The sequence below is a fragment of the Rhodococcus sp. 14-2470-1b genome (genome assembly GCF_002259415.1).
In the GTDB taxonomy this organism is placed as follows: Bacteria; Actinomycetota; Actinomycetes; order Mycobacteriales; family Mycobacteriaceae; genus Rhodococcoides.
On record NZ_NPFY01000030.1, the window covers coordinates 1 to 13,049 of the forward strand.

Sequence of the window (13,049 nt, forward strand, 5' to 3'; positions counted from 1 at the left end):
GGCGAGGGAGGTGTCGCGCCAGGCGGGGAAGGCGGCTGCGGCGGCGTCGATGACGGTGCGTGCGTCGTCGAGGTTGGCGAGTGCGAGCTGGCCGGTGACTTCGCCGGTGGCGGGGTTGGTGACCGGTGCGGTGGTGGTGGAGGTACCAGCGAACGGCTTGTTGTCGTACCAGTGCGAAATTGTGCTCACGAAAGGTTCCTTCGTCTCGGCGTTGTGACATCCACCTTGTCTCGCAAGTTTGCGCTAGTCAAAGGCCAATATTGCAGCGACGCGTGCAAAAATGCACGGGACTGATAGCCTCGTCGCGTGTTCACTGCCGACCACCTGCTCTACTTCCTCGAAGTGTCCCGTCACGGCCGCCTCAACGAGGCCGCAAAGGCGCTGGGGGTCGACCACACCACCGTCGGTCGACGGATCACGAGCCTCGAAAAATCGGTCGGTCAGAGACTGTTCGATCGCACTCCTGCGGGATGGCGTCTTACCGAAGCCGGCCGACGACTGGTCGGGTACGCGGAATCCGTCGAGTCGACCTTGATCGCTGCATTCGAGGATCAGACGTCCAGCGTCGGCTCGCTCAGCGGATCGGTTCGTATCGCCGCACCGGACGGATTCGGGGCATTCGTGTTGACGCCCAACCTCACCACGCTGCGCCGGAAGCATCCCGACCTCGACGTCGAACTGGTCACGGCGACGGAGCACAAGACCTTGAACACAAGGGAATTCGACGTCGCGATCACGTTGGAACAGCCGTCGCCGCGGTTCGTCGTGTATCGGAAGCTCGCGACGTACTCGTTGTTTCTGTACGCGACCGAGGAGTACCTGCAGACCCATCCGAGAATCCTCACGAGCGACGATCTGCGAGAACACACGCTCATCTGGTACGTCGGCGCCCTCCTCGATGTGGCTCCGCTGCGGATACTCGATTCGTTTCTGACCGACGGACGGGCGCAGATTCAGACCAACAACATCACCGGTCACTGGCTCGCCGCGCGGAGCGGTCTAGGAATCGCGCCGCTGCCCAGCTACATCGGGGAACCCGACGACACGCTCGTTCGCGTGGCCGGAGAACAATTCTCGATCGACCGGACCTACTGGGTCGCGGTACCGCGGGAACTGGCCGGGCTGGCGAGAGTCAAAGCCGTCGACGAACTGCTTCGTGCCGTCGTGGCGGACGCGCCTCATCTCCGATCCGACGGGTGAGCGTGTATAGGCTGAGACCGACATGATCACGTTGTTCGCTGCGCTGACCGGGTTTGCAATTCTCGATTCCCTGGACGTTCTTCTGATCGGTCTGACCGCAGCGATCGCGTACGACGCCCGGATGCGCAGGCGTTCACCGCTTCGAACCGGATCGGCTTTTCTCGGCGGAGTCTTCGCCGCCACGACTGCCTTCGGAATACTGGCAGTGCTCGGGATAGATTTTCTCTCCCGCATCGTCGATTTCGAGCTCACCCTGACCGTTCGGTACTGGGGCGAGGCTGCGGTCGGTGCCACCTTGATCGTTCTGGCGTGTGTGCCGCGATCCTCGCGTCCGCCGCCGGCGTGGACGGCTCGGTTCCGGGCAAGTGCGCCGCTCCTGGCGACGACGGGATTTGCCATCGGAATCGTCCAGGCTCCTACTGCCGTACCGTATCTGGCCGGCCTCGCGATGATATCCGCGTCCGACCCGTTGCCGGCTGCGTGGCCCGTCGTCATCGTGCTCTATTGCCTCCTCGCGCCAGGTATTCCGGCGGCGGTCCTCGCATTGTCGATGGGGCGCAGTCCGTCTGCTCGCCGACGCTATCGATCCGTGGTGCGCGCTCTGACGGCGTATGGCCCCGCGGCCGTGCGAGTGGTGTTCGCGGTGATCGGCTCGGTCCTCGTGATCGATGCGCTGGTTCATCACACGCATCTGTGGTGAGTAGGCGGTCGGTAAGGTGGTTGCAGTGGATATCACGCGGTGGCGCAGCCGACTTCCGGTGAGGCGTCCGTCCGACGGTGAGATCGTGGGCTGGACGGTCTCGGAGGACTACGACGAGAGCTGTGTCGACGCCGTCAATCCCGTCGGCCACCTTCTCGCACAGAGCCTCCCCGTCGACGACGCCGCCGATGTACTGATGGAGCAAGGCCTTTCGTCGTTGTCCAAGCCGGTGTGGGGCCGCGCGCCCGTGCCGGTGCTCGCTCACACGGACCTCCTCGATCCGGTCGAGACCTGGACCTGGCGACGGTTCCTGCTGGTTCAGCTCGACGACACCCGCGTATGGATTCGCCCCGCGTATCCCAGCTGGGACGAGCGGAGGGTGGAACTGGCGTTGCATCTGCCGATCGACGACGTGCTGGTCACCGATCCTCCACCCGGGCACGAGTGACACAGCGGCGCGCACCGCGTCGCTTCGCCTACGGTGTAGTCATGACTGTGGAAGATTTCGGTGGCCGCCGCACACTGTCCGCCGAGGAGTTGCTGGTTCTGGTCGGAGATTACGCACTCGTGGACGACACCGGAGAGCAGCGCGGGCGGATCGAGTCCGTCGCGCAGGAGGGCTTGTCGGTGGTGCTCACGGTGACCGAGGAAGCCGGTCCAGCCGTTGTGTCCCTGACCCCCGAAGAGCAAGTCACCGTCGAGCCCTACGACGGTGGAAAAGCGCCCGTAGTGCCCTGACCGGTCGGGGTCAGCCCTGAGGCGATGGAGCCTGGGCTGCACTTCGCTTCTGCGCGCGACGCCTGCGTCCGCGAACGATCAGGAACACCAAGGCAGCGAACAGTACGACGGCGATGATCGCGCCGAGTGCGGTGGCTCCGCGGAAGCCCGGAGCCTCGGTGTCGAGGGTGCGCTCTCCTGCGTGTGCAGCATTGCTGCTTCCGAGCACGATGGACAGTGTCAGCAGGTTCGGGACAGCAGCGGCGACGGCCAGAACGATCGAGACGATCGCGGTGACCTTGCCGCCACGCTTCTTTCTGACTCGCCACGCCGCGGTGAAGAACAGCAGCGGCACAAGGGTCGACAGGATCCCGAAGACCAGGCCCCAGAAGATGCCTTTGCTGAACGCCTGATCCGACAGGTTGGCAACCCTGATGCTCCACCATCTCGGGAGGAACGCGGACAGGACGAGGTAGGCGATCACGAGCGCGACCACCGCGACCGCAACGACGATCGCCTTGTTGATCCAACTCGGTCGTCCCGTGGTGGTCGCTGCTGGTGTGGACTCGCTCGGGAATCCGCCTTCTACGGTCATGTGGTCGATCCTAGCCCCGGTTGTGTTCGGTGACCGTTGACACATGTGACGGCCCCCTCATCTGCATTTTCTTATCTGTACCCGTCGGTAACAATCAAGATCATCAGGGCCCGACAGCGGGCTCTCTCGGCGATCCTTGGGGGACACCATGGCAATGATCTTGATGGCAACGGTCGGTTTCGTCGGCATCGCAGCTGCGATGCTTCACTCGGGTCGCGATCTCGAGTTCAACAACCGTCAGATGGCGAGCGTGTACAAGTCGCGCTGGGCCTGACGATCCCTGCACCCGGGCGCGCCGATCGATCCTCAGCTTCGCTACCGTCGCTTCCATGACCTTCCGCTGGACGCGATGGGACAGCCGCGCTGCGGGCTTGGTGCTCGGATTCGGTATCGACCTGGCGCTGGCCGACCCTCGTCGGTATCACCCGGTCGCCGGGTTCGGTAGTGCTGCAGCGGCGCTCGAACGGCACACCTATCGCGACGCCCGAGCAGCCGGTGCCGTCCACACATCCCTTCTGCTGGGTGCCGTCGTTGCTGCCGGGTCGGTGGCGACGAGGGCTGCTGCCCGGCGTGGCGTAGTCGCGGACATCGCGTTGACAGCCATGGCGACATGGACCGCGCTGGGCGGAACATCGTTGGCACGGACGGGTTCCGTGATGTCCGAGCACCTCCGCCACGACCGGATCGATCAGGCACGGGCACTGCTTCCATCACTGTGCGGGCGTGATCCCCGTGTCCTCGACTCGGACGGTCTCACGCGTGCCTCGGTCGAGTCCGTGGCCGAGAACACGTCGGATGCGACTGTGGCAGTGGTCTTCTGGGGTGCGGTCGCCGGAGTGCCCGGGATCCTCGGGTACCGCGCGGTCAACACACTGGATGCGATGATCGGCTATCGCTCGCCGCGGTATCAGCGGTTCGGGTGGTTCGCCGCGCGCCTCGACGACGTGATCAACCTCGTACCTGCGCGAGTGACCGGGGTGATGACGGCAGTTCTCGCTCCACTTGTCGGCGGACGCTCTGCCGACGCGGTGCGGGCCTGGCGGTTGGACGCCTCGCGTCACCCGAGCCCGAACGCGGGCGTGGCAGAAGCCACGGCAGCAGGCGCACTCGGTATCAGTGTGGGCGGGCGAACCGAATACACCCACGGTGTCGAGATCCGCCCGACGCTCGGCGACGGCAGACGTCCGCTACCTGCGGACCTACAGCGCGCGGCACGATTGTCCACACTGGTCCAGATCGGTGCGACAGCTGCGTCAGCGGCCCTTGCCGTAGCGATCGGCCAGGCGGGCATCCTGCGCGGTGTGCGTCGATGATGCGGACTTGGCGCGAGACTTGCGTTCCCGACGCGTCGGCAGTGTGAACTCGGGCTCCGAATCCGGCTCGGCGGAATCGGAACCTGTGGCCTCCGACGGAGTGCTGACCTCGGGAGCGTCCTGCGCGGACACCGGCTGGACGTCGTCCGCGGGATCTGCGAGATCTCGGTTCGTTGCTTTGCGGCGTTCACGCCACTCGGCTCGGACGAAGTAGGCGAGGCCGAGCGGTGCCATGATTCCGAACGCCAGCCATTGAAGGCCGTAGGACAGGTACGGGCCGGAATCGGTCTGCGGAAGTTCGATCACGCCCAGACCGCCGGGTTGACCGTCGTCGAGCTGCAGGTATCCCTGAACGGGTGTGACGCCGAGAGCCGACCCGATCTGGGCCGGGTTGATGTTGTAGACCTGGATGTGTCCGGCTTCTTCGATAGGTTCGCGTGAGGTTCCCTCGGCTCGTCTGATCCGTGCGTCGAGGGTCACCTCACCTGTCGGAGCCGGCTCGATGGTCGGCGGCTCGGTTCCCCGAACCGGCAACACGTAACCGCGGTTGACGAGGATCGTTTCCCCGCTGCCGAGGCGGAACGGGGTGATCACCTCGTATGCAGGTTGCTCGCGAATGCTGCGCAATCGAACCAGCACTTCTTTGTTCGATTCGTAGGACCCGGTGGCGACCACACGACGCCATTCGTCGTCGTCGGCGAAGCCCGTGGGCGTGAGGAGTTCGCCGAGCGCGACAGGCTCGGCGTCCACGGATCGATTGATCAGATCATTGCGGTGCGACGTCGACGTGTTCTTGCCGAGCTGCCACGGCGCCAGGACCGTGAAGCACAGGTACGCGAACATGGCGACGACAGCAGCAACCGCCAACCAACCCGGACGCAGCAGAAATCGGAGCCTTCGCACGACAACTACGGTAGCGGCTCGCCCGACATCGATCTACGACGCCTCGTCGGAGACGGCGTTCTCGGTCCAACTCACCAGCCCGGGCATGGCGGATTCGATCTGTTCGCGGACCGTGGTGAACGCGTCGTCGGACGAATAGTACGGGTCGGCGACGGACTCGTCGTCAGCATCGTCGTCGAACGATCTGAGGAGTGCGATCCGGTCGGCGGGAGCACCGAGACGCAGTAGTTCGCGAACGTGACCGGTGTCGAGAGCGACGAGAAGGTCGGCGCCGAGGTGATCGTCGTTCACCTGTGCGGCTTCGTGATCGCTGTCGTAACCGTGCGCATCGAGCTCGGCGACGGTGCGTGGGTCGGCGCCCTCGCCCTCGTGCCACCCGTCGATACCTGCACTCGATACCCGTACCGAGTCCAGCCCCGCTTCCCGCAGGTGTTGCTCGAAGATCTTCTCCGCCATGGGGGACCGGCAGATGTTGCCGGTGCAGACGAACGTCACATGGAGGGCTGGTTTACGTGTTGTCACCGAGCACCTTCGCCAGCTCGTCCATGGTCGTCACGGTGAACGCGGCCTCGTCGTTCTCGCCCGCGATTCCGTACCCCCAGTCCACATAGATCGCCGGAATGCCGAATCGAGCGGCGCCGTGCACGTCGTGATCGCGGTCACCGACCATGAGGACACCCTCGGTGCCGCCGTCCGATGCTTCGGTGGCCGTGATGCCCAGGTTCTGCAGGGAATGCGCGATGACGTCGGGCTTGGCGCGGCGGCTGCCGTCGTTGCTCGCCCCTCCGATGAACTCGAAGTACTCGGCCAGTCCGAAATGGTCCAGGATCCGGTGCGCGAATCGCTCGGACTTGGACGTGGCCACTCCGAGCCGAACTCCTCGATCCTTCAACTCGGCCAACACCGGCTCGATACCGTCGAAAACGGTGTTCTCCGCCCAGCCCTTGGCGTCATAGCGTTCGAAGTATGCGGCAAGCGCCTTCTGCGCGACGTCGTCGGGAAGCCCCATCGCGCCGAAGGTGTCGATCAACGGTGGCCCGATGACCAGAGCGAGTTGCTCTTCCGTCGGCTCGGGCCCGTCGACCGCGGCGAGTGCGTGCCGAAAGCCCGCGAGGATGCCCGGTGCGGAATCGGTGAGCGTGCCGTCGAGGTCGAACAGCACCACCGTGGCTCGTGGACTGCGCGCGGCATCGAGATTTGTCATGACAAAACCATATCGGTTGGTGACCGGTCCTTCGCATGCTCCACTCGCGGCAGGCGCGGGATACGCTCGTCGGTAACGAAAGGACAGGGAAGAATTGGACGCGATGTCGCTTCTCCGCCACCACGGTGACGCCGAAGTGGGAGCTGGACTGGTCGATTTCGCAGTCAACGTCCAAGGAACAGGCCCACCTCGTTGGCTCAGCGAAAGGCTGAGCCGATCGCTGAATTCGCTCGGCTCCTACCCGTCGGCCGACGCCGACCTGCGCGCCCGGGACGCCGTCGCACGCAGACACGGCCGAGCCCCGGAGGAAGTACTGCTGCTCTCCGGGGGTGCCGAGGGGTTCGCCATGCTGCCGCGGCTGGAACCACGGCTGGCTGCGCTGATCCATCCGTCGTTCACCGAGCCCGAACTGGCGTTGCGACAAGCAGGCATACCCGTCGAACATGTGGTGTCGCCGCCGCCGTTCCGGCTGGATCCGACCGCGGTTCCCGAGGGCGCAGACATGGTGATCGTCGGTAATCCGACCAACCCGACCTCGATGCTGCACGAGCGACACTCGATTCTGGGTCTGCGTCGCCCCGGACGCATCGTCGTCGTCGACGAAGCGTTCGCCGACGCAGTGCCCGGTGAAGCCGAGTCCGTTGCCTCCGACTCCCTCGACGATGTGCTGGTGCTGCGCAGCCTCACCAAGACATGGGCGCTCGCCGGACTGCGGTGCGGATACGCGCTCGGACATCCGGACGTCCTCGCCGAACTCACCGTCGGGCGGGCGCACTGGCCGCTCGGAAGTCTGCAGATCGAGGCCATCGAAGCGTGCAGCGAGCCGGACGCCGTTGCGTTGGCCGAAGCCAGGGCATCGGTCATCGCTGCCGAGCGCGAGGACATGACACGACGCCTGACCGCACTCGGGATCGATGTACACGGGCCGGCACGCGCTCCCTTCCTGCTTCTGTCCGTTCCGGACGCGGAAGGAGTGCGTCAGCGACTACGTGAGCACGGTGTCGCAGTTCGACGGTGCGACACCTTCCCGGGCCTGGCGCCGGGCCACCTCCGGGTGGCTGTTCGGCCTTCTGCGCAGGTAGACGTCCTCGTCGATGCCTTCACGAAATCTCTGCCGAAGAATTCACCGCCACAGCACGCACTATCGAAAGGTGAACGATGACTGTCCTTCTCGCCGACGTCATTGCGGTTCTCGAGGCGCACTACCCGCCGCGGCTCGCCGAGAGCTGGGATTCGGTGGGGTTGGTGTGCGGTGACCCGGCCGATCGCGTCGGCACTGTTCTCTACGCCGTCGACGCGACCGAGGAGGTCGTCGCCGAAGCCATCGACATGGGCGCCGACCTGCTGGTGGTGCACCACCCACTGTTGCTCCGCGGTGTGGATACCGTCGCCGCGAACACACCCAAGGGCGCCCTCATCCACCGTCTCGTCAAGGCCGGGTGCGCACTGTTCACCGCGCATACCAATGCCGACAGCGCCAACCCTGGCGTGTCCGACGCCCTGGCGGATGCGCTCGGCGTGACCGACACGCGCCCCCTCGATCCAATCGACGGACCGCGAGTGGACAAGTGGGTCGTCTTCACTCCGACGTCGCACGGCAACGCCGTCAGGGACGCGCTGTTCGACGCAGGCGCCGGAGCCATCGGAAATTACAGCCGTTGCAGCTGGAGCACCCGAGGGCTCGGCCAGTTCCTTCCCGGCGTCGGCTCGACGCCGGCGATCGGCGACCACGGTGTGCTCGAGAAAGTCGACGAGGACCGCATCGAGGTGGTGGCGCCTGCGTCGAAGCGGGCGGACATGCTGCACGCCGTGACGCGAGCTCACCCCTACGAGGAACCGGCGATCGACGTGTTCGAGGAAGTCAGGCTCCCGAGCTGCACGGGCCTCGGACGGATCGGGGTGCTGGACAGGCCCACCACCTTGCGCGAGTTCACACGAACAGTGCGCGCCGTGTTGCCGGAGACGGTGTGGGGTGTCCGGGCTGCAGGCGATCCCGACGCCGAGATCCGGACGGTCGCGCTGTGCGGGGGAGCGGGCGACGGCTATCTGAGTGCGGTGACATCCCTCGGAGCCGACGTGTACGTGACCTCGGACCTGCGGCATCACGTCGTCGACGAGCACCTTCGCGCGGGAGGCGCACCCGTGGTCGATGTCGCGCACTGGGCGTCGGAGTGGCCGTGGTGCGAGCAGGCGCGACGCATCGTCGACGCAGAGTTCGGCGACGACGGGGGATGGAGCAGCCGCGTGAGTACCCGCAGGACCGATCCGTGGACAGTGGGTTCGGTGGACGATCGGAGCCGGTAGGCTTGGCCGAATATTTCTTCCATAGTCGCAGGAGTCATCACGCGTGAATGTCGATCCCCGAGTGCAGGCCTCACTTCTCGAACTGGCCGCAGTGGACACCGAGCTGACGCAGATCTCGCATCGTCGTAAAAGTCTTCCCGAGCAGGCCGAGGTGGAGAAGCTCGAGGCCGAGCGCATCGCCCGCAAGGACGCAGCCGTCACGGTCCAGATGGCGATGGACGACCTCGATCGTGACATCAAGAAGCTCGAAGGCGAGGTCGACGCGGTCCGCCAGCGTGAAGACCGCGACCGCTCGCTCCTCGAAAGCGGCACCGTCGCGGCGAAACAGATGTCCGAGCTCCAGCACGAACTCGCCAGCCTCGAACGTCGGCAGGGAATCCTCGAAGAGGAATTGCTCGAGGTCATGGAGAGGCGCGAGGCGTCGGAGACCGACTACAACCACGCCGGTGCACAGCTGACCCAGATCGAGGACGAGCTCGTCGACGCCGGACGTCGGCGAGACGATGCCGTGGCCGATGTCGATTCCGCGGAGCAGCGCGCCACCTCACGGCGATCGGAATTGGCGAGCACGTTCCCGGACGAGCTGTTGGCGGTTTACGAGAAGCAACGCGCTCTCACCGGCCGCGGCGCCGCCCTACTGCAGGCCCGACGCTGCGGCGCCTGCCGGATCGAACTCGATCGAGGCGAGATCTCACGCATCGCGGCGAAGCCCGCCGACGAGCTGGTGCGATGCTCGGAATGCAATGCCATTCTGGTGCGCACCAAGGAATCCGGCCTGTGAAGGTTGTCGTCGAGGCAGACGGTGGATCGCGGGGAAACCCGGGCCCGGCAGGGTACGGCGCGGTGGTGCTGTCCGCCGACCGCTCCGAAGTCCTTGCCGAACGGCGCCTCGCGTTGGGCGTCGCGACCAACAACGTCGCGGAGTACCGCGGTCTCGTCGCCGGATTGACCGCTGCAGGCGAGGTCGGTGCGCGCGAGGTCGAGGTGCGGATGGATTCCAAGCTCGTCGTCGAGCAGATGTCCGGGCGCTGGAAGGTCAAGCACCCGGACATGATTCCGCTCAACCGTGAGGCCGCCGACCTGGTCCGCGGTTTCGACAACGTCACGTTCCAGTGGATTCCCCGGGCCCAGAATTCGCACGCGGACAGGTTGGCCAACGAGGCGATGGATGCCGCGGCCGACGGTCGGGAACTGGAGCCCCCGAAGGACCGCGACGTCAAGCCGGCCGCACCCGGCTGGACCGGAGCGACGGGTGAGCCCACGCGGCTGGTTCTGCTGCGGCACGGACAGACTCCACTGTCGGTGGAGCGTCGCTACTCGGGCCGAGGAAACCCGCCACTGACCGAGATCGGCGAGGGTCAGGCGGCCGCAGCGGCCGCCCATCTCGCGCAGCGAGACGACATCGCGGCCATCGTCGCCTCGCCGCTGGGCCGGGCGCAGCAGACGGCAGGCGCGCTCGCACGCAAGGTAGGTCTCGAGGTCTCCACGTTGGACGAACTGACCGAGACCGACTTCGGTGACTGGGAGGGCCTCACGTTCAAGGAGGCGTTCGAGAAGTACCCGGACGTCCACCAGAAGTGGCGGGGTGACACCTCGGTCGCCGCACCGGGAGGCGAAAGCTTCGACACCGTCCTGGAGCGGGTCACCGTGGCCCGCGACAAGCTGGTCGCGTCCTACGCGGGATCGACGGTCGTGGTGGTCAGCCACGTGACCCCGATCAAGATGCTGCTGCAGCTCGCTCTCGATGTCGGGCCGTCGTTGCTGTACCGGCTGCATCTGGATCTCGCGTCGCTCAGCATTGCCGAGTTCTATCCCGACGGCGGTGCATCGGTCCGTCTCGTCAACGACACGTCATACCTGTAGGGCGAGCCAGAGGGCGGCGACGGCACCGAGGATCGTCAGCGGCGTGCTGATCAGACCGAGGACGGTGAAGGTGCGCAACGACGCCGGTTCGCCGTGTGCCGCGCCGACCTTGCGCCACAACATGATCGCGAGCGAGCCCACGTAGGTCAGGTTCGGCCCGAGGTTGACGCCCACGATCATCGCGAGAAGCAGACCAGGGGGAGCGGACGAGCCGAATGCGGCGAGCAGCATCAGCGTCGCGGGCAGGTTGTTGACGACGTTCGACGCCACTGCCGCGATGGCGGCGGTCGTCAACAGTCCGAGGAACGACGCCTCGCCGGGCAAGATGCTCGCGAGCCAGTCGCCGATGGGCCCGGCCGTGACACCCTCGACGACGATCCCCAGCATCAGCACGAAGCCGCAGAATGTGAGGTCGGCGGCCCGCAGCACGCGCGACGGCACGGTATAACCCTGCTTCAGAGCGGGCACGGCGAGAGCGCACGCGCCCACGGCCGCGACCCAGAACGGTTCGACGTGGAAGAACCCGGCCACGGCGAAGCCCAGCAACGTTGCGCCGAGGACCACCAGCGCCGCCGTGGGAGCGACGACGGGTTCCGCCACCGAGACATTCTCGGATCGTGCGGGATCGTGTCGGAGGTCGCCGCGGAAGAACACCCAGAACACCGCGAACTCGATCGCAATGGACACGATCCACGGCAGCGCCATCAGCGCGGCGAAATGCACGAACGTCAGGCCCGTCGCGGTGAAGGCCAGGAGGTTCGTCAGGTTCGACACCGGCAGCAACGTCGACGCGGAATTGGACAGGTGTGCTGTGGCGTAACTGTGCGGCCGAGGCGACATGCGCAGAGCCCGCGCCGCGCCGATCACTGCCGGCGTCAACAACACGACAGTCGCGTCGAGGCTCAGGACGGCCGTGGTGACGGCGGCGGCCACGAACACCGATCCGAGAAGCCGATGCGGGTTGCCGCGGGCAGATCTGCCCATGACCGACGCCGCCCACCGGAAGACACCCAGCGCGTCGGCGAGATGGGCGAGAACGAGGATGAACGCCAGAAACACCACGGTGGGAAGGAGTTCCAGCACCTGCTCGCGTGCGTCGGACAGGGTGACGAGCCCGAGCAACAGTGCCACCACTGCTGCGGGGAGTGCAGCGACGATCTCCGGAAGACCGCGGGGTCGGACGATCGCGAAGATCAGCACCGCAGCAACGAGTGCGGCTGCTACGACGCTCACGCCAGCATCTTGACGAGCGTGCGCAGATTCCGCGTAGTGGTGGTGGGTTTGTACTTGGCTTTCGCCGTGACCTTTCCGACGATGCTGTCGGTGGTGTTGCCTTTCACGACCTCCCAGTAGACGACGCCCCGGCCGCGGGACACTCGCTCGAGCTCGGGATCGAGCGCATCGGCTGTTCGCGCCAGTTCCTCGAGATGCTCGTCGTTGTTGCCGAAGATCACGTACGGGTGCCACCCGTCGCGTTCGGCGTCGAACGGGTAGTCGTCGACGATGCCGCGCAAGGCGCGCGGATCGAGGACGATCACCCACGCCTCGTACCCGAACGTGTCGGAGAGGATCTTCTCGATCGCGGTTTTCAGTTCCGCGGAGGACAGCGGCGACGACAGCAGCACGTTGCCGGTCGCGAGGACCGTGCGCACCTGCTCGAATCCGGCCTGCGAGAGCGCTTGCCGAAGGTCGACCATCTTGATGTTGATTCCGCCGACGTTGATTCCGCGCAGCAGGACGACGTGATCCATGAGGTGAACTCTAGTTCCAGCCGTACGACCGGGTAGAGTTCCACCGTGCGAACGAGTCGGTTGGACGGCTGCGGCACGGGGAACTGGCGGAGCGATTCCGCCAAGCTTCGAGCCGAGGAAAGTCCGGACTCCACAGAGCAGGGCGGTTGCTAACGGCAACCCGAGGTGACTCGCGGGACAGTGCCACAGAAAACAGACCGCCCGCGCTCGCGCTGTCTTCGGACAGCGCGACGCGGGTCAGGGTGAAACGGTGCGGTAAGAGCGCACCAGCACCCCAGGTGACTGGGGTGGCTAGGTAAACCCCGCCCGGAGCAAGGTCGAAGGTCGCATTCCCTCGGGAGTGCGACTGCGCAGGTGTTCGAGGGCTGCTCGCCCGAGCCTGCGGGTGGACTGCTCGAGGTACCCGGCGACGGTGTGCCCAGATGGATGGTCGTCGTTCCGTCCCGTTTCGGCGGGCCGGTTCACAGGATCCGGCTTACATGCCGACTCGTTCGCACCT

Annotated in this window: 17 protein-coding genes and 1 other RNA gene; 11 read left to right on the plus strand and 7 right to left on the minus strand. The window is 65.8% G+C overall.

The annotated features are described in order from the left end of the window. Window positions 1-189 (minus strand): aldehyde dehydrogenase family protein (locus tag CH293_RS21295; RefSeq protein ID WP_141217209.1); only part of this gene is annotated, 189 nt, incomplete at its 3' end. Window positions 190-306: 117 nt separating this feature from the next. On the opposite strand from CH293_RS21295, the gene CH293_RS21300 reads away from it, so the two are divergent. Genes CH293_RS21300 through CH293_RS21315 form a run of 4 tightly spaced genes read left to right on the plus strand, consistent with a single transcriptional unit; the run spans window position 307 to window position 2,638 of the window. Beyond that, window positions 307-1,200 carry a LysR family transcriptional regulator gene (locus CH293_RS21300; RefSeq protein ID WP_094721426.1) on the plus strand — a complete coding sequence of 298 codons (894 nt, stop codon included), beginning with the start codon at window positions 307-309 and terminating at the stop codon, window positions 1,198-1,200. A 22-nt stretch (window positions 1,201-1,222) separates the two neighbouring features. Continuing rightward, entirely contained in the window at window positions 1,223-1,900 is a 678-nt protein-coding gene (locus tag CH293_RS21305; protein ID WP_094721427.1) for a GAP family protein, read from the plus strand. Between the two features lie 25 nt (window positions 1,901-1,925). Beyond that, the gene (locus CH293_RS21310; RefSeq protein ID WP_255122949.1) at window positions 1,926-2,348 is read left to right on the plus strand and encodes a hypothetical protein; all 423 of its coding nucleotides are present in this window, start codon (window positions 1,926-1,928) and stop codon (window positions 2,346-2,348) included. Window positions 2,349-2,389: 41 nt separating this feature from the next. Then, window positions 2,390-2,638: a hypothetical protein gene (locus CH293_RS21315; protein WP_037109316.1), complete on the plus strand. Its 249-nt coding sequence runs from the start codon at window positions 2,390-2,392 to the stop codon at window positions 2,636-2,638. Between the two features lie 10 nt (window positions 2,639-2,648). Here the strand turns inward: CH293_RS21315 and CH293_RS21320 are convergent, their stop codons facing one another. Continuing rightward, window positions 2,649-3,212: a permease gene (locus tag CH293_RS21320; protein ID WP_094721428.1), complete on the minus strand. Its 564-nt coding sequence runs from the start codon at window positions 3,210-3,212 to the stop codon at window positions 2,649-2,651. A 148-nt stretch (window positions 3,213-3,360) separates the two neighbouring features. Here CH293_RS21320 and CH293_RS28655 point away from each other — a divergent pair, with 148 nt between their 5' ends. Beyond that, window positions 3,361-3,486: a hypothetical protein gene (locus CH293_RS28655; protein WP_255032896.1), complete on the plus strand. Its 126-nt coding sequence runs from the start codon at window positions 3,361-3,363 to the stop codon at window positions 3,484-3,486. Window positions 3,487-3,541: 55 nt separating this feature from the next. Further along, a complete protein-coding gene (locus tag CH293_RS21325; RefSeq protein ID WP_094721429.1) occupies window positions 3,542-4,525 on the plus strand; it encodes a cobalamin biosynthesis protein in 984 nt (327 codons plus the stop codon). Here CH293_RS21325 and CH293_RS21330 read toward each other — a convergent pair. From CH293_RS21330 to CH293_RS21340, 3 genes are read right to left on the minus strand one after another with little or no spacing between them, the layout of a single operon-like run. After that, window positions 4,466-5,428 carry an SURF1 family protein gene (locus tag CH293_RS21330; protein ID WP_094721430.1) on the minus strand — a complete coding sequence of 321 codons (963 nt, stop codon included), beginning with the start codon at window positions 5,426-5,428 and terminating at the stop codon, window positions 4,466-4,468. The genes CH293_RS21325 and CH293_RS21330 overlap by 60 nt on opposite strands. A 33-nt stretch (window positions 5,429-5,461) precedes the next feature. Further along, entirely contained in the window at window positions 5,462-5,950 is a 489-nt protein-coding gene (locus CH293_RS21335; protein ID WP_255032897.1) for a low molecular weight protein-tyrosine-phosphatase, read from the minus strand. Then, the gene (locus CH293_RS21340) at window positions 5,937-6,632 is read right to left on the minus strand and encodes an HAD-IA family hydrolase (protein ID WP_094721431.1); all 696 of its coding nucleotides are present in this window, start codon (window positions 6,630-6,632) and stop codon (window positions 5,937-5,939) included. The genes CH293_RS21335 and CH293_RS21340 overlap by 14 nt, the downstream gene beginning before the upstream one ends. A gap of 103 nt (window positions 6,633-6,735) precedes the next feature. Between CH293_RS21340 and cobC the strand changes: the two genes are divergently transcribed. The 4 genes from cobC to CH293_RS21360 are packed head-to-tail and all read left to right on the plus strand — an operon-like array spanning window position 6,736 to window position 10,799. Beyond that, the gene (gene cobC, locus CH293_RS21345; protein ID WP_094721450.1) at window positions 6,736-7,794 is read left to right on the plus strand and encodes an Rv2231c family pyridoxal phosphate-dependent protein CobC; all 1,059 of its coding nucleotides are present in this window, start codon (window positions 6,736-6,738) and stop codon (window positions 7,792-7,794) included. After that, complete coding sequence (locus tag CH293_RS21350; RefSeq protein WP_094721432.1) at window positions 7,791-8,936, plus strand: Nif3-like dinuclear metal center hexameric protein; 1,146 nt, start codon at window positions 7,791-7,793, stop codon at window positions 8,934-8,936. The genes cobC and CH293_RS21350 overlap by 4 nt, the downstream gene beginning before the upstream one ends. Window positions 8,937-8,979: 43 nt before the next feature. Further along, a complete protein-coding gene (locus tag CH293_RS21355; RefSeq protein WP_176460081.1) occupies window positions 8,980-9,717 on the plus strand; it encodes a zinc ribbon domain-containing protein in 738 nt (245 codons plus the stop codon). Then, a complete protein-coding gene (locus tag CH293_RS21360) occupies window positions 9,705-10,799 on the plus strand; it encodes a bifunctional RNase H/acid phosphatase (RefSeq protein ID WP_170945314.1) in 1,095 nt (364 codons plus the stop codon). Before CH293_RS21355 ends, CH293_RS21360 begins: the two co-directional genes overlap by 13 nt. Here CH293_RS21360 and CH293_RS21365 read toward each other — a convergent pair. Both CH293_RS21365 and CH293_RS21370 read right to left on the minus strand, forming a co-directional pair. Continuing rightward, a complete protein-coding gene (locus CH293_RS21365; protein WP_094721434.1) occupies window positions 10,788-12,032 on the minus strand; it encodes an ArsB/NhaD family transporter in 1,245 nt (414 codons plus the stop codon). The genes CH293_RS21360 and CH293_RS21365 overlap by 12 nt on opposite strands. Further along, on the minus strand, window positions 12,029-12,550 hold the full coding sequence (locus tag CH293_RS21370) for a DUF1697 domain-containing protein (RefSeq protein WP_037109245.1): 522 nt from the start codon (window positions 12,548-12,550) through the stop codon (window positions 12,029-12,031). Before CH293_RS21370 ends, CH293_RS21365 begins: the two co-directional genes overlap by 4 nt. 52 nt (window positions 12,551-12,602) lie before the next feature. Between CH293_RS21370 and rnpB the strand changes: the two genes are divergently transcribed. Continuing rightward, window positions 12,603-13,044: RNase P RNA component class A (gene rnpB, locus CH293_RS21375), an RNA gene on the plus strand. Window positions 13,045-13,049: the final 5 nt, after the last annotated feature.